This window comes from Aliivibrio fischeri ATCC 7744 = JCM 18803 = DSM 507, assembly GCF_023983475.1.
GTDB classification, from domain to species: domain Bacteria; phylum Pseudomonadota; class Gammaproteobacteria; order Enterobacterales; family Vibrionaceae; genus Aliivibrio; species Aliivibrio fischeri.
Window position 1 is genome coordinate 733,561 of record NZ_CP092713.1, and the last position, 18,436, is coordinate 751,996.

12 protein-coding genes and 1 pseudogene are annotated in these 18,436 nt (G+C 39.4%); 6 read left to right on the forward strand and 7 right to left on the reverse strand.

The window, feature by feature from the left end:
• Nucleotides 1–89: 89 nt before the first annotated feature.
• From AVFI_RS16775 to AVFI_RS16790, 4 genes are all read right to left on the reverse strand, one after another.
• Entirely contained in the window at nucleotides 90–653 is a 564-nt protein-coding gene (locus AVFI_RS16775) for a DUF1788 domain-containing protein (RefSeq protein WP_054775723.1), read from the reverse strand.
• Nucleotides 653–1,252 (reverse strand): DUF1819 family protein, encoded by a 600-nt coding sequence (locus AVFI_RS16780; protein WP_054775724.1) that lies wholly within the window; start codon nucleotides 1,250–1,252, stop codon nucleotides 653–655. Before AVFI_RS16780 ends, AVFI_RS16775 begins: the two co-directional genes overlap by 1 nt.
• Nucleotides 1,239–2,162 (reverse strand): WYL domain-containing protein, encoded by a 924-nt coding sequence (locus tag AVFI_RS16785; RefSeq protein ID WP_054775725.1) that lies wholly within the window; start codon nucleotides 2,160–2,162, stop codon nucleotides 1,239–1,241. Before AVFI_RS16785 ends, AVFI_RS16780 begins: the two co-directional genes overlap by 14 nt.
• Nucleotides 2,163–2,432: 270 nt before the next feature.
• Nucleotides 2,433–3,341: a LysR family transcriptional regulator gene (locus AVFI_RS16790; RefSeq protein ID WP_188863623.1), complete on the reverse strand. Its 909-nt coding sequence runs from the start codon at nucleotides 3,339–3,341 to the stop codon at nucleotides 2,433–2,435.
• 89 nt (nucleotides 3,342–3,430) lie between these two features.
• Here AVFI_RS16790 and AVFI_RS16795 point away from each other — a divergent pair, with 89 nt between their 5' ends.
• Both AVFI_RS16795 and ppl read left to right on the forward strand, forming a co-directional pair.
• The gene (locus AVFI_RS16795; RefSeq protein WP_188863622.1) at nucleotides 3,431–4,087 is read left to right on the forward strand and encodes a CatB-related O-acetyltransferase; all 657 of its coding nucleotides are present in this window, start codon (nucleotides 3,431–3,433) and stop codon (nucleotides 4,085–4,087) included.
• A gap of 670 nt (nucleotides 4,088–4,757) precedes the next feature.
• On the forward strand, nucleotides 4,758–7,451 hold the full coding sequence (ppl, locus tag AVFI_RS16800; protein ID WP_199414916.1) for an anti-phage protein Ppl: 2,694 nt from the start codon (nucleotides 4,758–4,760) through the stop codon (nucleotides 7,449–7,451).
• A 665-nt stretch (nucleotides 7,452–8,116) separates the two neighbouring features.
• On the opposite strand, the gene AVFI_RS16805 is transcribed toward ppl, so the two are convergent.
• The 3 genes and pseudogenes from AVFI_RS16805 to AVFI_RS16815 all read right to left on the reverse strand — a co-directional run bounded on the left by AVFI_RS16805 (nucleotide 8,117) and on the right by AVFI_RS16815 (nucleotide 12,582).
• Nucleotides 8,117–10,483, reverse strand: a complete 2,367-nt coding sequence (locus tag AVFI_RS16805) for a DUF4238 domain-containing protein (protein ID WP_188863925.1) — start codon at nucleotides 10,481–10,483, stop codon at nucleotides 8,117–8,119.
• A 192-nt stretch (nucleotides 10,484–10,675) separates the two neighbouring features.
• Nucleotides 10,676–12,058, reverse strand: a pseudogene (locus tag AVFI_RS16810) (DEAD/DEAH box helicase).
• A complete protein-coding gene (locus tag AVFI_RS16815) occupies nucleotides 12,052–12,582 on the reverse strand; it encodes a hypothetical protein (RefSeq protein ID WP_188863924.1) in 531 nt (176 codons plus the stop codon). Before AVFI_RS16815 ends, AVFI_RS16810 begins: the two are co-directional and overlap by 7 nt.
• Nucleotides 12,583–12,684: 102 nt before the next feature.
• On the opposite strand from AVFI_RS16815, the gene AVFI_RS16820 reads away from it, so the two are divergent.
• The 4 genes from AVFI_RS16820 to hsdR all read left to right on the forward strand — a co-directional run bounded on the left by AVFI_RS16820 (nucleotide 12,685) and on the right by hsdR (nucleotide 18,390).
• A complete protein-coding gene (locus tag AVFI_RS16820) occupies nucleotides 12,685–12,996 on the forward strand; it encodes a helix-turn-helix domain-containing protein (protein ID WP_188863923.1) in 312 nt (103 codons plus the stop codon).
• Nucleotides 12,997–13,106: 110 nt separating this feature from the next.
• Nucleotides 13,107–14,591, forward strand: coding sequence for a class I SAM-dependent DNA methyltransferase (locus AVFI_RS16825; protein WP_188863922.1), 1,485 nt, complete (start codon nucleotides 13,107–13,109; stop codon nucleotides 14,589–14,591).
• A complete protein-coding gene (locus tag AVFI_RS16830; protein ID WP_188863921.1) occupies nucleotides 14,591–15,781 on the forward strand; it encodes a restriction endonuclease subunit S in 1,191 nt (396 codons plus the stop codon). The genes AVFI_RS16825 and AVFI_RS16830 overlap by 1 nt, the downstream gene beginning before the upstream one ends.
• A 35-nt stretch (nucleotides 15,782–15,816) precedes the next feature.
• Nucleotides 15,817–18,390 (forward strand): EcoAI/FtnUII family type I restriction enzme subunit R, encoded by a 2,574-nt coding sequence (gene hsdR / locus AVFI_RS16835; RefSeq protein ID WP_199414915.1) that lies wholly within the window; start codon nucleotides 15,817–15,819, stop codon nucleotides 18,388–18,390.
• Nucleotides 18,391–18,436 lie beyond the last annotated feature (46 nt).

Below are 18,436 nucleotides of genomic sequence, written 5' to 3' on the forward strand. Positions count from 1 at the left end.
CTAGCTAATTTTTTATTTTAATTTTGTTTAATGCACTTGGTTACTCTGTTTTTGTAACGTGTTGCATTACGACTTGTTATATAAGGCAATTAAGCAAGCTTAAAGGCTCGATAATAGTTGTTGGATTCGATTCGTCCAAATGGCTTTAATGATGCACCATCGTATTCGACAGGATAGAACATCACTGTTGGTACTTGTCCTACTTTAGCGTGTAAGGCATTAAGTAAGCCATGACCTCGAACAATAGGCCATACACTACCAAGGCCATGAAGCATAATGAAATCACAATTCTCAATATTGGCTTCTTGAACGATAAATTCAGCGACACGGTTTTGCTCTAGTGGGCCTTTTAATGCTTTAAATAGGGCTTCATCGCCTTTCTCAAATTGCATTTTGAAGGATTTATCTAATAAACGACGTGATTCTAGTAGCTTAACGATCATCTCAAACAGGTTGATGCTAGCAAAGGTGTAACCTCGATTGGTGAGCTTTTTCTCTAATACTGAAATGTGCTCACGAACCGCTAATTCTTGCTCTGGTTTGTAATCGAAAATATAAAAACCGATTTCACCACCCAGTTCTTTGTTTTGCAGAAAGCCTTCGCTTTCCAGACGCGATTGGATTGTGTCGAGTCGTTGTTGTAATTGCTGCATTAGTAAGCTTCCATCGCTTGGATAATGTCTTCTTTATTCATATCAATAAGAAGAGTTCGAACATCTGGCGTAATATAGATGTTGGTTAAAATCTTGGTTTTTGTGCTTTCTAAAAAACCACCATCGGTCATGACTTTAAAAGCAACTTGAGCAATTTTGTAGGTCGATGATTTAGACATCTCGGCAAACTCAGGGTAAAGGCGAGATTTGTCTTCCCAGAAGTATTCCCAATCTTTGCTGTCTATGCTTTCACGGTACATGCGTTTGGCATCCATAACGACGGTACGCATGAAATCAGCAAGAAGAGGAGAGTTGATGAGTGTTGCAGCCATCATCAATTGTGCGGCCTCTTCGTGATTGGCTTTTGACAGCGCGTGCAGAAAATCACTATTAAGTGAGCCAATGCGTTTTCTTATGGTTGCGGCATTACGTTTTGCTGACGCAGGTGAGCGCTTTTGTAGAATATTTTGATCGACAATTGCATCATCCCATTGCTCTTTGGTTGGGTCAGTCAATAATAGCTCTGCTATCAGTTGGCTTTCTTTGATCATCAAACTGCCACCGATTAGGTCGCCGAGGTATAGTTTATGCTCTGCCATTGTTTGCTCCTAAATGAGTGGTCTTTGTGTTGTCTGATGTTGTTTGTACTATGTAGCCAGAAGCTAAGTGTAGATTGTCTACTCCATACAGGGTGGCTCTATTAGCTAACCACAGTTGATGTTCTGCTGTATGTTGAGTGGCGTTTTCAGAGCAATCGACATTCCAACGGCGAAGTAGATAGCCTGTTAATGCCGCACGAACCTCTATATTGAGTTTTCCATCTTGCATTGAGTAATCTAACTCTATGGCTTTTGGATAATTGACATTGCTTGGATGCGGTACTAATTCTAATGGCACAAATCGCATCCACTGTTTATCTGCCAGTATTGTCTGCTCTTCTTTGATTACGTTGTCTGATAATTTTGCTTTAATGATGCGTGAAATAACAAAATCTCTAAATTGTTTACTTTGACAATCGTAAGCACGAATATGCCAACGTAATCCATTATCGACAATGGAGTGAGGCACGATGATGCGATTACTTTCACCGCTACTTAATGAAACATAACGGATGTTGACGGCTTTGGTATTTAATGCCGCTTGAGTTAATACGGCGACAATATCAATGTTAGGTGCATTAAGCTGGCTTGGCGCTTCAAAAGGAATACCTAACCCGTTAATCACACTGTCTTCACCTGATAATTTAGTGGCTAGCTTGGCAAGTGTGTCGTTATTGTTGTGATTAAACAGTGGGGTAAATTTGGCTGTTTGGAAATAACACTTTTCTGCGTTGTCGTAGATTAAGTTATCGCTTGCCAATTCTTTATAGAGGTTAATGTCTCTCGTGGCATTAGATAAGCCCATCTTAAAGTGTTCGACCACTTCTGAACGCGTAAAGTGACCTACAAACATCAACTTAAAGTCAATGTAAGCCAATCTTTGTTTTTGTGCGTAGTTGAGTTTATCCATATCTTTTTTATTATTAATCATTTGGGCTAGAGTATGCACCATTTTGGGTTTTACTTCAATGGGAATACATGGAAGTAGTTAATAAATCAATCTAAAAAAAGATAGGAGAATTAGTTTCTTTCTTTAACAACTGAGTTATCAAGGTTGCTTATTAGCATCATAAAATACATTAGCAAATGTTATTGAGCATTTTTATCATTCACCTAATAGAAAACAGACGTTATGAGATGCAATGTATAAACTGTATTGGTTGGTAACATATTGCTTTTATTAAATACTACCTAAGTAATCCCGAAAGAAATCAACGAATAGCTTTGTTCGTTGAGGTAAATGTTTCCTTTTAGGATAGAGAAGATATAAAGGGAGTATTGGTTGTGTTTCCCAACTTGGGATTAATTGAACGATTTCATTTCTTTTTGTTTGTGACAATTTAGACAACGCTAACTCATCCAACATAGCAACACCGCACCCATTTAGCATTGCGTCTACCATAGATGCAACCAAATTAACGCTAAACGAGCCTTCAAGATTAATCGCTACATTCTCTTTTGATTTTATCTTATTAAATGTCCAATTATTTAGTGTGAAATCCGTATTTTTATAAAGAATATGGTTTAACTTATTTAGGTGTGAAGGGTGGGTAATTTCCCCTTGGTTCCGCATATAATTTATATGAGCAAAGGGTTTGCACTGCAATGAGCGAAAATAATGACCAACATAACCTTCCGGTGGGGAATTAGTCAGATAAAAAGCCACATCAAAACCAGACTCGATAAGATCCAGAGGACTTTCTGTAAAGATAACTTCAATATCTATTTTCGGGTATGTTCGACAGAATTCAGCGAGGGGCTCTGTTAGTAATATCGAACCAAATGACGCAGAAGCAGCAATACGTAACTTACCTGCCATGCTTTCTGGTGATAATAATTTTGCGTTGATGGCTTCGGCGCTGTCTAGTAGATGCTTTGCTTGTTTGTAAAACTCAATTCCATCATAAGTAAGATTGAATTGTCGCGTTGTTCTGTGAATGAGTTGAACAGATAAAATGCTTTCTAATTGTTGTAGTTGTCTACTTATGTGTGCATTCGAACACTTTAATCTTTTCGCTGCTCCAGCAATGCTTTTTTCTTCACATAAGGCTACATAAATAGGGACATAGTTAAGCCACTTTATTTCCATATGGTAATTCTGTTTATCTAAATGGTCTCTACTGGAAATAATAGAGACTGATTATACTTTCAGCAAGATTAATTTAAGAGAGAGAATAAATGGAAGCGTTTAATAGTTGGCTTGAAGGTCAAAACCTCAAAGAACAGGTTAAAAACCCAAATATTGAAGTTGGAGATTATAGCTATTATTCGGGTTTTTATCATTCTAAGACCTTTGAGGAGCAAGCTGTTCGTTACTTATTAGGAGATGCTTCGACACAAGAGGTGTGGGAGAGCGGACAGTTTGGAGAGGTTGATAAACTCCGAATAGGTAAATTTTGCTCTATTGCATCAGGGGCAATATTTATGATGGCTGGCAATCAAGGACATAGAGCCGATTGGATATCAACATTTCCATTTTCAAAAAAAGAGTTTGGTGAAGGGGTGAAAGATGGCTTTCAAAGAGCTGGCGATACCATTGTAGGTAACGATGTATGGATTGGTAGTGAGGCAATGATTATGCCTGGCGTTCATATTGGAGATGGGGCAATCATTGGAGCTAGAGCCGTTATTACTAAAAATGTGGCACCTTATTCCGTTGTGGTAGGAAATAATGTGGTGGTTAAAAAACGGTTTGATGAAAACTTAATTCAAATATTATTAGCCATAAAGTGGTGGGATTGGCCACTGCAACACATTAAAAATGCAGTAGAAATTCTATGTAGTGGTCACATTGAAGAATTAGAGCGGTATTTTATAAAGAATGTACGCTCTTAATTGATATTAGTTTAAAGGCTCTGATTTAGGTTGAGCCCCTTACTTTTGTATAACAATAAATTATTAAAGTGATAAATATTGATAATTTCATATTATCCATAGGGTTTACTATTATTACCTCATCGAAACGAACAACGAATTATAAAACTGAATTTGAGGTAAATTATGAAAATGAATCACGTAGGCTTTTCCTAATATTGCTTTTCACCTTCAAATGTTGTCAGTATATATTCTATATCTTACTGATAGGTTGTAACGGATAGCTGCATTGATTTTAGTATACCTGCCTTTGATACATCCGTATCCATTTCACTTCTACCCTCTCTACTTTCTAGAAAAAGAAACATAAATCAATTATAGGGTGTTCGCCAGATGAATAAATATTCATTATATAATGTGAGTTGATTCTAATTAGTTAGCTCATGAAGTAAAGTTTATACCTTAGAGGGGGAACATCAGATAGGATCTAGCGTAAACATGGAAAGCCGTTAAACTGAGTGACCTGATTTGGATTAGGTAGAATAACGATTCAGACATTCACTATATGACTACCGCATTTCCCATAAAATGTAAGCGTAAATGTGTTGCAACACATTGAAAGAAATAACAATCTCGTATAGCATTCGGTACACATAATAATAGAGTTGCTTATTTGCATTGGGAGCACAAGTTGCAAATTGTTGGTAGCAAGTGGTTTAAGGTTGATTTTCATTGTCATTCTCCTGCCTCGGATGACTTTCCTAGGTCTGACAGGTCACTTATCTGTACTAGCCGTGAATGGCTCCTTGGTCAAATGTCCAATGAAGTGGATTGCGTGGTATTGAGTGACCACAATACGGGGTCTGGTCTAGATACCATTCGAGCAGAACTTGATGCGCTCAAAGCTGAGTCTGATTCTGGTGTGAGTAATGGGTATCGGGACATTGTTATTATGCCTGCAGTGGAGCTCACTGCAGCGGGTAACGTACATGTTCTTGCTATCTTGCATGACGACGCTACGTCCTCAACCATTAGTGAGCTGGTGGGTAGTTGCGGTCTTCCTTCCACCCAAGGCAAGAATCATTCATTGGAGCTGACATATGGTACACGCGGGATTATTGAGGCTATCCATGGCTTTTCTACACCTGCTTTGGCCATTCTGGCGCACGTAGACATGCATAAAGGAATTTTCAAGAATTCCAATCAGGGGTCAGTAAGCAGTATTTTTGATGCAAATCCTGATGCTATAGAGCTAATCGGTGAGATGGATGCTCTCGAAACTTATCAGAAGAAGCTCATCGAGGATCTGGCTTGGGTAAAAGGGTCTGACGCGCATTCTATTGATGAGATGGGTCAGGGTTACACTTGGGTTAAGATGATAAAACCTTCTTTTGAAGGGTTAAAGGTCGCACTGTCTGATCCTAAGCACTGTATAAAACGCGGACCTAAACAGCCACCAGCGATCCCATCGCAGCAAATCACCAAATTAACTTTAAAGACCAAGATGTGCCAAGACGTCAATGGTAATCCCATTAGCATTGACCTAAGCCCTTGGTATACATCAATTGTAGGGAGTCGTGGTTCGGGTAAGTCAACGTTGATAGAAGCGATACGCTTGAGTCTCCGTCGTGATGAAAACCTTCCTCTAATACAACAAAGCAATATCGATGTATTCAAAAAGGCGGGGCCGGACGGGGCTATGTCACCTGACTCATTCATCGAACTTGAGTACCGTAAAGGTCAAGAGAGATACAAGCTGACATGGTCACCGACAAATACTCATTTTCATCACCTTAATAAGGTAAGTGGGCTGTGGGAGGAGGAAGAAACCTTTAATACATCGCGCTTTCCAGTCTCGATTTACTCACAAAAAATGTTGTATGAAATGGCGACTCAACCGAATTCATTTCTTCGCGTAATCGATGAAAGTGAAACGGTAAATTATGCTAAGTGGGAACAAGATAAACTCAATCTTGAAACTAAATACAAACAGTACTGTTCTGACGAGCGTGAAGCCCTGCGATCTATCGAAAACCTAACAATTACTAAAGGCCAACTACAAGACGTTGATCGTAAGCTTCAAACCTTAAAAGAGGCCGGATTAGAGTCACTTCAACAGACGCTTACTAACGATAAGGAAGAGTTAAGCAAAGCTGAAGGCAGTAAGCAGAAAGTGGACGACTTAATCGAGACGCTGGAAAGTGCTTGCGCGGAGAGTACCGTAACAGATATTGACGATCCTGAGTCTGATTTAGGTAAGTGGCAACTAGAGGTGAATGAAATTCACGACACCTTGAGTACAGCTGTACTCTCATTAATTGATGAATCAAAGGCAAAATTAATTAAGTCATCTGAGCAAAGCTATCTTCAGACGCTCAAGCTTAGAATTTCTGATAATACTAGTGAGTTGAGTACCAAGGTATCTGATTTAAACAACGCGAGCATTGACCATGAAGAGCTGAGTGCTCTTATGGACTCGCAAGCGGAGTTCCAGCTGGTTCTAAATAACGAGCAAGGTTTGAAGGACGAACTTGCTTTGATTCAAGCAAACAAAGCTGATGTATACGAGCAGCTTGTCACTCATAGGGAGAATCTAACCACAGTTCGCAATCAGTTTATTGCTGATCTTGGTTTAGTGGAGCTGAAAATCCAGGTGCTTCCTCTGGCATGTTCGAGCGACCGATTAGTCAAAAGTTACCAGGCAGCCTCTGGAATCGAAAGATTCGAAAGTCACATTTTTGATGAAGGTACTCCGAATAGCTTGTTGTACGACCTAAACAGTTTTAACAAATTCAATCCTAAAAGTGCGGAGCAGCGATATTCTGAGTTGGCAAAACTAAAGCGTTTTCATATCGCTTGTGTCAAAAAGGAAGGTAGTAGTGACTATGCCGGGATACACGGCTCACTAAGAACTCGATTGGGACAACTACAAGATGAAAGATTGGATGACTTACATTGTTGGTTTCCTGATGATGGTCTTCAAATTCAGTTCCAAGACTCGATTGGTGAATTTCGTCAATTAGAAAGGGCGTCACCAGGTCAAAAATCTGCGTCTATGTTGTCGTTTTTGATGTCATATGGCGAAGACCCACTTATCCTCGATCAGCCTGAAGATGACTTGGACTGCGCAATGCTTGCCAGTTCTGTGATCCCTGCGATTTCAAATAATAAGAAACGCAGACAATTAGTTGTCGTAACTCACTCTGCGCCAATTGTTGTGAACGGGGATGCTGAGCTAGTGGTAGGGATGAAACAGCAAGCTCAAAGGTTAGAGCCTCATATATCAGGAGGACTTCAGGAAGAGGCGGTCAAAGCGTTTATATGTTTCCAAATGGAAGGTGGTGAGAAAGCCTTTAGAACTCGATTTAAACGCATCATAGGCTAGCTAATGTCAACGGAAAGCTCACTTTGTGAGCTTTTCAATTCCAATAGTTTAAATCTAGCAGCCAATAAATGTGGGATTAAGTGGAAGAGTGACTCTAGTCACGGCTCAATCAAAGCCCATAACGCATCGTTTATAGCGTGTGAACTTCATAAATTGCCGAAAGTTATCGTATAACTCCGGCGATATCTGGAAAGTACGGCTTCCAACCTATTCATATTCCCAAAAATGCACGCACATAAATTTTGTAGAGTATTTGATTTAACAAGTTTTGGGGCGTAAACGAGTTAAAATATTCTCCAGTAACCTTTTGGGCAGTATTTAATTTAAAGCTAACCACAGACTGCCATCCCATTTAAAAGTTAATTATGCAAGTTGCATAATGCAACTTGCATAATTTATAAGTAACTGATAGTAATGGGGAATGAGCATTTTTATTCGATCGTGTAGATATAATTAAACAACTTATTCACCTTTATTTTCTAGGGATAAAAACAACTCAGCTTGATGAGGTGTGTTAGCTGCGATAGGCTCTTGCACACCTCTGGATAGAAACAGTTTAGAGGTGTTACACTAAACTGCTAGATATTGATAAGCTGAGTTTGAGCAAAATTGAACTTGTTAAGGTTTACAAGTTGGGTGGCAATTCATACCTTAAAAATGAAATGCTATGAAGACAAGTAATACACAGCTAATGCTTTGTCGTTGTAATCAGTACAGTTTGACTTTAGAAGTAATCGTTGCACATTTTTATCATAAAGACCTCCTTCGGGAACTAAAGCTGTAAAGTTAATTGAATCACCCCCAGGTTCATGAGCTTTGATTTTTATATCTAGTTCAACAGCCTGCGCCTTCTTCTCAGATATTGCATTTTGTTCTGAGTTATTTGAAGCTACTAAAGCATGGGAAGACTTCAGCCAATCTCGGTACATAACAAAATTCGCACTTGTTGATTTACGAAACGAATTCATTGCTTGAGAGTCTACTGGAACCATCGTGACTGTATCGTAAACTTCACTCCAAGGATAAGTCGCTATTCCTTGGTTTCGATGTTGAGCTGTATGAAACTCAACCCATCTAGATTCACTGTCGGTTACAATTACCGAACCTGTTACTTGAGCTAAAAATAAACCCATTTCATAGTTTGGTGCCATGCTAAAGGGCATAAACTGACCTCCTAAGTCTTGTAAGGGGATTAATGGATCAATTTTGGCTTTCTCATTTAAAGTATCATTCACGTCTTCAGCTTGGCTGTCTGTCAAATGAGGAAACTCACTCAATAGCATTCTCTTTCGTACTTCTCGAGGCCTCATATATGTAGAGTTTAAAAGGTCTTCTGTCATCAAATGCAAGTGCAACAGGTGATCTGACGGGCTAATGAAAGTTCCTTTTCTAGAAGCTGCCATGTCTAGCATTTCACGATGTAAGCTATAGTCAAAGCAACAAGGATCAGGAATGAGATTTACCAACCCTAAACCAATATATGGCTCAATCATTAACATGAAGCGAAAATCTTTCAGGGCCTGATATTTGTAACTATTAGGTGTTTCAACAGGACTAAATTCAGGCTTTACATTGTTAGGATTGATAAATGGGTGTTGAATCAGAAACTCCTCAAAATGAGGTGCCATAGCAAGTGCGTGTATACCTATCCTTCTAATATCTAATGGGCCAGTATAAAGTCCACGAAACTTACCATCAGGTTTAGGCAACATAGAATAGATATCAGTATCAGTGGGCCATAGTACGGAATAAAACCTATAGATTTCTGACACCTGTTCATCTGACAATTCACGCCTAACATCATCCCATGACTTTCCTTTATTGAGCCCCAGAACGTCTCTGATTGCATTACACAACGCTAGATTTCGTTCCCTAATACTTAGATACGACCAAGTCGAACGCTTCTCTATCGGTATATCTCTACAGCACTTCTTGAACTTTCTACCACTACCGCACCCACAGCTGTCATTGGGACCTAGCATTTTTTCATCAATTGTCTTTTTAAGAAAACTACTTTCGGGTGTTTGCCGGCCAAATTCATCTTGATAATGAACATGGCCATCATCAAATTTTGCAAGCATCTCCCCACCATAACAATAAAGTTCGCTAGATGGTGGTAACAATACATGTTTTAAATCAGCCCAATCGCAATGAACTTCGTTATCAGGATGTAGCCAAGAATCAGAGCCAGCAGCTACAGACTCATTTGAACGACTTTTGATTATATAGTTAATCTTAGTTACTTCTTCATCTGACAACTTTCGAGTATTGATAAACTCTATGGTATTAACCATGCTTTGACGCATCTTTGCTGCGTTAGTGCGAGGCTCTAGAGGGTCTACTGATTCAGGGGCTTTTGCATATTCAAGATTGGTCAAAATTAAGCATCTATTTTTATCTAATGGAAAAATAGTTTGTGAGCCTTTTAGTGAAATATCTGGATCGTTGGGGTATTTACATAGCTTTGAGTCAGGTGGGCATGCATTGTTGTATACCGTTACAGGATGATCTGAAACTATAAATTTAACCGCTGAATCTTCGGCTGAAACGAGTTCTCGTACTCCCTCAGCCCACAGAGTACAATGCAACGACCTTACTGATTGCATTTCTTTCATCAAGTCATTTTGACTAAGCTCTGGGTAATGGCTTTTTATCCAATCTAAGCCCTTTGGTGTTCTTATTTTTTGGGCATCTAAATACGAAAAGAAACTTTCAAAATGCTGATGCCATTCAGCTGGGTCATCTGTTAGAAACGCCTTTACAGCATGTGAGCCATTATCATCAATATACCCAAACAATTTTTTCTCAATTTCATCGTTGATTTCATCTCCAAAGAAAGTCGTGTATAGGTCTTTTTGATAAAAACGTTGGGTCGGAGTCTGCCACTTTTTGGATGGAGGGATAATTTTTTCAGTCCCATTCGGCAATATAATTATTTTTTGCTTGAGATGGCAAAGCTCGTTTTCTCTTTCACTAACAAAGCCCTTTTGATGCCACTGAGGCACATAATGATTATCTCTTGTTTTAGGCATTAAATCACCATAAGCTACTATAAATAAAAAGATTATACTGGATACTGTTGTTTAACAAACTAAAAAATCTCGATAGCCCTCACTGATATTAGATTTATAGTCATAATTTTGGCAATAAGATAAATACTGCCGAGTATCAGATGGTAAGGATAACTATATCGTTTGCCCCTTTGAGTAATGCGTCTACTTTTATTATATGGTAGAAAATGCCGAGATTACTCGCTGCTTAAAAGCTCCAAGCCGAAGTTCATCAAACGTCCCTTGAGTGCCATAAAGAGCGGTTGAACTGCCTATACCATTTCCCCAAGATACATTTGAACTTGTGTGACTTAGAGGCTCAAGCAAAGGTTTTTTATCATTCAAACCATTTCGTTTATTAGGGAGTTCAGTCTTGATTGGTTTTCCCATGTTCGCATAAATACATGACTCAGGAATATCGTCTTCAATTCGCTCAGCAAACTGGATAAGGTTTTGTTCTGCAAATGTAAATAACCATGCTTGTTGAGCCGTGGAAGAGTCGATTCGAAGAATACGTCCTAGCACTTGCCTGAAATACAGTTCCGTTTTTACAGCGCTCATATGACAACACACTTGAAGTCTAGGGATATCCGTTCCTTCGCTTATCATTCCGACACTAACGATCCATTGAGTGTCGCTTTGTCGATAACGTTTTATTTCTGCTAGCGGTTCTTCATGTCGATAAGTAACAATTGAAACGGTTTGACCAAATTTCTGAGAGAGAACCTCTTTGATTTCGTGTGCATGCTGAACTGACGCAGCAACAATGAGTCCGCCGGCATTTGGAGAGTCTAAGCGCACTCTTGCTAATCGTTCACACCCTAAACTTAGTAGATATTCTATAGCCTCTTGGTTGTGAATTACACTCTGGTAAGACGCTTTTGTCTGCTTAAGCATCTCTAATATTGATGAAAAAGATTCCACTTTTTCGCTACTACTAACAGACAAGTGTTCATTATCAATTAACACGATTTTAGGCGATCTACAGACACCATCAGTAATCGCTTGTTCAAGAGTATATTGGTAATCGACAAGAAGTTGTCCTTCTGGGTCGCTGTATTCACCCATCACAATAGGTAAAGAGTCTGATCGCCATGGTGTTCCTGAAAGTGCAAGTGTAAAAGTAGCAAGCCCTTGTATCTTTGTTAGAATTTGCTGCCCCTAAATGTTCGCATTTTCAACCTCAGAGCCAGCGCAGTGGTGTATTTCATCAAAAACAACAAAGACTCTATGATTGCGTAATGTTTGCCAAAACTCATCATTAAGGAACTGGATAGATTGATAGGTTAAAGATTGTCCGATAGCTCCCATCCCACCATTAAATGTGCAATTAAGGAATGATGAAAAGGTTTTCTTAATACTATCAGAAACCGTCAACGATGGTGAAAAGCACAACACAAGATCCACCATGTCGTTTTGTAGCAGTCTTAATGCAATATTAGCAGCAAGAACCGTCTTTCCAGCCCCTGGTGTAGCTTGGCAAAAAAAATGGGAGCCGTTAGATTGGTATTTCTCCAATGCTCTGTCAGAACATTCACTTTGCCACTTTCTCAACATGCTTCATTTCCTTCATAAAGAGTGTTAAGAACTTTTGTTAAAACGTTCACTTTACCGAGCAATAAAGCAGCGCGCTCCTTAGCCTGCTGATGCAAAGGGGCCAGTTTATTTTCTAGCTCAGGAAATCGGGATATGACCGACTGATACTCGTCAACCTCCCCAAGTACTATCTCCAGTTCGCCCTTGTATTCATTACGCTCATTGTTCAAAATAGAATAGTCTTGAACGAGTGCCTGAGATTTTGTATTTACTTGATTATTCGTGGTTACATTTTTATGTAACTCTTTAAATTGAACAGTTTGAAAGTAACGTTTTGCCCGTCCAGATCCTTCAGTTCGCAACCAACATTTCTTTTCAAAGTGTAAAATGGAACGATACACTTTTTTGCGAGCTTCAGCAGAATTGGTGTTCATATTATTAAGTGATAGCCACAAATCTCTAGCTTCTAGCACAGTGAACCCATTTAACCCATTTTCTATCAATAACTTGTGCATCACCGCACTAATTCTTCGAGACCGTTTCATTTTCAAAATCACATTAACTAAAAACTAAGTATTGCTTAGTATACAGGAATCGATAAAACTAAGACAATCTTAGTTATTAGAGTCTACCGAAATGAAATTTAAGTGTTATTTATTAGTCCAATCCCAGAGCGACTCAAACAAGCTCGTAAAAAAGCGAAACTCTCTCAAAAAGCATTGGGAGTGTGTATAGGTATGGATGAAAGTTCAGCAAGCCCTCGAATGAATCAATACGAGAAAGGCAAGCACACCCCTGATATTCAAACCTTAAAGCTTATCGCTGATGAATTAGGTGTGCCGCTTAATTATTTCTTCTGTGAAGATGAAAGTGCAGCCGAGTTAGCCTGTTTAATTTCTCAAATGACTGAGAGTGAAAGAAAAAAACTCATTGCATCACTAAATCAAAGTAAAGACTAAAGAAAAAGGGTATATTCCTCCCTAATTACATAATTCAATTTGTTATGGGTTTCTCAGGAGAATATTAGACCTTCTTCCCATAACTTAGCCGCTATCAGGACACTCAAAACATGTTTGAACAAGTATTCAAGAACGTTGATGACATCTTCCATAAAGATGCAGGTTGCTCTTCTGAGCTAGATTACACAGAACAGTCTTCATGGATGCTGTTTTTAAAGTACCTTGACGATCTTGAGTTCACCAAATCCCAAGAAGCGGAAATGATGATGGAAACTTACGAGTACATCATCGAAGAACAATTCCGTTGGAGTAACTGGGCTGCGCCTAAAGATGCAGATGGTAAGTTTGATCATAACAACGCCTTAACGGGTGATGACCTGATGGATTTTGTGGATGGCAAGCTTTTCCCATACTTAAAAGGCTTTAAGCAACGTGCTGATAGCGCAAACACCATCGAATACAAAATTGGTGAGATTTTTAGCGAGATAAAAAACAAGATTCAAAGTGGTTATTCACTGCGTGACGCATTGGAAAAAATTGATACATTACGTTTTCGCTCACAGCAAGAAAAACACGAACTGAGCCACTTGTATGAAGCTAAAATTAAAAACATGGGTAACGCAGGTCGTAACGGTGGTGAATACTATACGCCGCGCCCATTAATCCGAGCGATGATCGATGTCGTTCAGCCTAAAATCGGTGAAACTATTTACGATGGCGCAGCAGGTTCTGCGGGGTTCTTGTGTGAAGCCTTTGATTATCTACGTCAAGGTGGCCGCGAAAAAGTAAAATTAAGCACCACTGACTTAGCGACACTGCAAAAAGATACGTTTTATGCCAAGGAGAAAAAATCTCTGGCGTATGTTATCGCTATCATGAACATGATTTTGCACGGCATTGAAGCGCCTAACGTATTACACACCAATACACTGTCTGAAAATCTGCAAGATATTCAACCAAGCAGTCAACACGACATCATTCTGGCTAACCCGCCATTTGGTGGAAAAGAGCGTAAAGAGGTTCAAGAGAACTTCCCTATCCAAACGGGCGAAACAGCATTTTTGTTTTTGCAGCACTTTATCAAAATGCTTAAACCCGGTGGCCGTGCGGCTGTAGTTATTAAAAATACCTTTTTAAGTAATACCGATAAAGCGGCAATTGCACTGCGTAAGGAACTACTTGAAAACTGTAACTTGCATACAGTACTCGATTGCCCTGGTGGTACGTTCTTAGGTGCAGGTGTAAAAACCGTGGTGCTGTTCTTTACCAAAGGCGAACCTACGCTTAATACATGGTTTTATGAGCTAAATGTCGGTCGTAACATGGGTAAAACAAACCCACTAAACGACAAAGATTTAGAAGACTTTGTTAAGCTGCAAAAAGCCGCTATGGGTGATTTGAAAAAAGGGGTTTCAGATAAATCATGGTCATTAGCAATTAGTGATATTGATGAAAACACCTATGACCTATCGGTTAAAAACCCGAATGTTGCAGAAGACGCACCACTGCGTGAGCCTAAAGCTATTATTGATGACATTATTAAACTTGATAAAGAATCTGAAGCGATTTTAGCTAAGATTCAGGAGTTGTTGTAATGGAGTGGTCAAATCAATCTTTAGGTGATTTCTGTGAGGTAATTGCAGGTCAATCACCTCAAGGTAAATATTACAATACTGAGGTGGAAGGCTTACCTTTTTATCAAGGGAAAAAGGAGTTTGGTGACCGTTTTATAGGTGCTCCACAAAAATGGACGACAAAAGTCACGAAAGAAGCACAAGCTGGTGATATTTTAATGTCAGTAAGGGCACCTGTTGGCCCTATTAATTTCTCAACACAGAATATTTGTATTGGCCGAGGTCTAGCTGCAATTAGACCGAGTGAAAAGCTAAATAAAGACTTCTTATATTATTACTTATTATCTAAACAAGATGAGATAACAGGTAATGAAGGGGCTGTATTTGCATCAATTAATAAAAAGCAAATAGAGTCATTAAGCTTTTCGTATGTAAATTTAGTGGAACAAAAGCGCATTGTGGCATTGCTCGATACTGTATTTTCCGACTTAGAACAAACCCGTGCTAAAACCGAACAAAACCTAAAAAACGCCCGCGAGTTATTTGATAGCTACTTGCAACAAGTGTTTAGCCAGAAAGGTGAAGGTTGGGTTGATTTACCCCTAGGAGATATTTGTAATTTTAAGCATGGATTTGCATTTAAATCTGAGTTTTTTGTAGATAAATCGAAGTTGATATTATTAACTCCAGGTAGCTTCTACGAAGATGGTGGATATAGATATAGAGGTGAGAAAACAAAATATTATGAAGGTGATTTTCCTGCTGAGTATTTACTTAAAAAAGGTGACCTTCTGGTTGCTATGACGGAACAAGCAGTAGGTTTACTAGGCTCTTCTGCTTTAGTACCTGAAAATAATACCTTTCTTCATAATCAGCGTTTAGGATTGGTTGAACTTACACCTGAGTTTAAAAATAAAGTCAGTTTGAAATTTTTATTTCATCTATTTAATACAAAAAATTTCAGAGCAAAGGTTCAAGAGACCGCTACAGGATTAAAGGTTCGACATACGTCACCAAAAAAAATGCAGGTGATATCTGTTCCAATTTTAAATGATGTGATTGAGCAGGAATTGATTGCGCAAAAGTTATTTGAAGCTAAAGAAAGGGTTATTGAGCTTGAAGCAATTTACCAGCAAAAATTAGACTCGATAGACGAACTTAAAAAGTCCATCTTACAAAAAGCCTTTAGCGGTGAATTAACTCACGATTAAGCATCAGTCTAAACAGTAAACACAAGGTAAGTGTCATGAGTAGAAATGAATCTGAAACCCGTGCTGAGTTAATCTCGCCTAAATTGACGGTCGATGGTTGGGGTAAAGCTGATCACAGCATTATTCGCCGAGAGGTGAGTATTACTGCTGGCCGTATTTTGGGCGGCGGTAAACGTGGCTCAAAACTCAGTGCTGATTACGTTTTAGAGTTTCAAGGCCGTAAACTCGCTGCTGTTGAAGCCAAACGTGAAAGCCTAAGTTACACCGAAGGTGTACGCCAAGCCAAAGACTACGCCGAGCGTTTACAGTGCCGTTTCGCTTATGCCACAAATGGTCATGACATTTACCAAATAGACATGCTGACGGGTGAAGAACAGCTCGTTAACCGCTATTTAAGCCCTGAAGAGATGTGGGCGATTGCATTTAATGGTGATGACGGTAAAGCCGAGCCAGCGTTTACGAGCACTTGGCGTGAAAACTTTGCAAAAATCCCCTTTGAATGTAAAGGCGATTGGCAACCTCGTTATTACCAAGAAAACGCCATTAACCAAGCGTTAGAGGCAATAGCAAAAGGCAAAGACCGTATTCTACTCACACTTGCAACAGGCACGGGTAAAACCTGTATTGCCTTTCAATTGTCATGGAAGCTGTTTAATAGTCGTTGGAGTTTACAAGCGGCTAAGAACCCAAGTAATGCTAAAAAACGCCCACGTATTCTATTTTTAGCCGACCGTAATGTATTAACCAAACAAGCCTTTAACGACTTCGGCGCTTTTGGTGAAGATGCCGTCGTGCGTATTACTCCAAGTGAAATCAAAAAAGCCAAGGGTGTACCTAAAAACGCCAGTATCTTTATGGCAATTTTCCAAACCCTAATGACCGACTCTGCAAATAAACACAGCTTAAATGCAGAAGAAGTTGAAGATGAAGAATTTGAACAAGCGGTAATAACAGATACAAGCAACTGTAACTTCAGACAATACCCAGAAGACTTTTTCGATTTTATCATTATTGATGAGTGTCACCGAGGCGGTGCGAATGATGAGAGTTCGTGGCGCGATATTCTAGATTATTTCTCTCCTGCGGTGCAGTTAGGTTTAACAGCAACACCAAAACGTACTGACAATGCCGATAGTTATAAATACTTTGGTGAGCCAGTTTACAGCTATACCTTAAAACAAGGCATTAACGATGGTTTTTTAACGCCATTTAAGGTGTATCCGATAGTCGGCACCATGGATGAGTATGTTTACACACCTGGCGATGCTGTTACGTTTAAAGGCGAGCCTGAAGCTGGCAAAGTTTACAAAGAAGGGGACTTTAACCGCATCATAGTAATGCCGCAGCGTGAGCAAAAGCGTGTGCAGTATTGGATGGATCATATTAACCCATCTGAGAAAAGCATCGTGTTTTGTGCCACACAAGAACACGCAGGTATGGTACGTGATTTAATCAATCAATATGCAGTAAAAAAAGGGTGGACGACTAACCCAAGCTATTGTGTGCGTATTACTGCAAATGATGGTGCAGCAGGCGAAAATGATCTTCGCACATTCTGTGATAATGAAAAAACCATTCCGACCATTTTAACTACTTCACGCAAGTTATCGACAGGCGTAGATGCCCGTAATGTGCGAAACATTGTGTTAATGCGTGAATGTAAAAACATGATTGAGTTTAAGCAGATCATTGGCCGTGGTACGCGGATGTATGATGGGAAGTCATTCTTCACCGTGTATGATTTTGTAAAAGCCCATCATAATTTTTCTGATCCTGAATGGGACGGTGAGCCGTTACCACCAGACGAAAAACCAGAGCAAGAGCCATGTGATATCTGCAATCACAATCCATGTAGTTGCGTATGTGAAACCTGTGGATTTAACCCGTGTAACTGCGTCATAGAAGATCCTGACGTGCTTTGTGGCAAATGTTTTCACTCTCCTTGTCAATGTATTGTAGAACCTTGCAATAACTGCGGAAACTCGCCGTGTAGTTGCCCTATAGGTGATGATGAAGACGATACGGGTAAACCAGAGAAGATATTCATTACGTTAACCGATGGAAAAGTGCGTCAAATACAGCACATGAAGAGTGTGTTGTTTATGGGAGCCGATGGCGCAATGCTGACAGCCAAACAGTTCGTTGAGCAATTGTTTGGGGACTTACCAAGGTTTTTTGCTAATGAAGATGAGTTACGTGAGATATGGAGTAATCCAAATACCCGTGAAAAGCTATTAGCTGATTTATATGAAGCTGGGTACGACGATGAAAAACTCGATAGCATGAAAGATATTATCGATGCCAAAGACAGTGACGTATACGACTTATTATCTTTTGTGGCTTACGCTAGAGATACGCATACACGTAAAGAGCGTGTCGCCATTGCGAAACCGGCTATTTCAAGTCATTTTTCCTATAAACAAGTTGAGTTTATAGAATTCATTTTGGATAAATATATTGAAGATGGTGTACAAGAACTAGCTGCACAGAAAATGCGTAGTTTGGTTGAGCTTAAATACAATACGATTAGTGATGCAGCCGTAGAGTTTGGATCTCCTTTGGCGATACGAGACACGTTTATTGGGTTTCAGAAGTATTTGTATGAGTAGAGGCTATTGACCACAACAACCCATACTACAACGTAGATAAAAAGAA

What these genes read in the sequence shown, in the direction of transcription:
- AVFI_RS16775 (WP_054775723.1), bottom strand. Translation starts at nt 653, where the DNA reads ATGCAGCAATTACAACAACGACTCGACACAATCCAATCGCGTCTGGAA.
- AVFI_RS16780 (WP_054775724.1), bottom strand. Translation starts at nt 1,252, where the DNA reads ATGGCAGAGCATAAACTATACCTCGGCGACCTAATCGGTGGCAGTTTG.
- AVFI_RS16785 (WP_054775725.1), bottom strand. Translation starts at nt 2,162, where the DNA reads ATGGATAAACTCAACTACGCACAAAAACAAAGATTGGCTTACATTGAC.
- AVFI_RS16790 (WP_188863623.1), bottom strand. Translation starts at nt 3,341, where the DNA reads ATGGAAATAAAGTGGCTTAACTATGTCCCTATTTATGTAGCCTTATGT.
- AVFI_RS16795 (WP_188863622.1), top strand. Translation starts at nt 3,431, where the DNA reads ATGGAAGCGTTTAATAGTTGGCTTGAAGGTCAAAACCTCAAAGAACAG.
- AVFI_RS16805 (WP_188863925.1), bottom strand. Translation starts at nt 10,483, where the DNA reads ATGCCTAAAACAAGAGATAATCATTATGTGCCTCAGTGGCATCAAAAG.
- AVFI_RS16815 (WP_188863924.1), bottom strand. Translation starts at nt 12,582, where the DNA reads ATGAAACGGTCTCGAAGAATTAGTGCGGTGATGCACAAGTTATTGATA.
- AVFI_RS16825 (WP_188863922.1), top strand. Translation starts at nt 13,107, where the DNA reads ATGTTTGAACAAGTATTCAAGAACGTTGATGACATCTTCCATAAAGAT.
- AVFI_RS16830 (WP_188863921.1), top strand. Translation starts at nt 14,591, where the DNA reads ATGGAGTGGTCAAATCAATCTTTAGGTGATTTCTGTGAGGTAATTGCA.
- hsdR (WP_199414915.1), top strand. Translation starts at nt 15,817, where the DNA reads ATGAGTAGAAATGAATCTGAAACCCGTGCTGAGTTAATCTCGCCTAAA.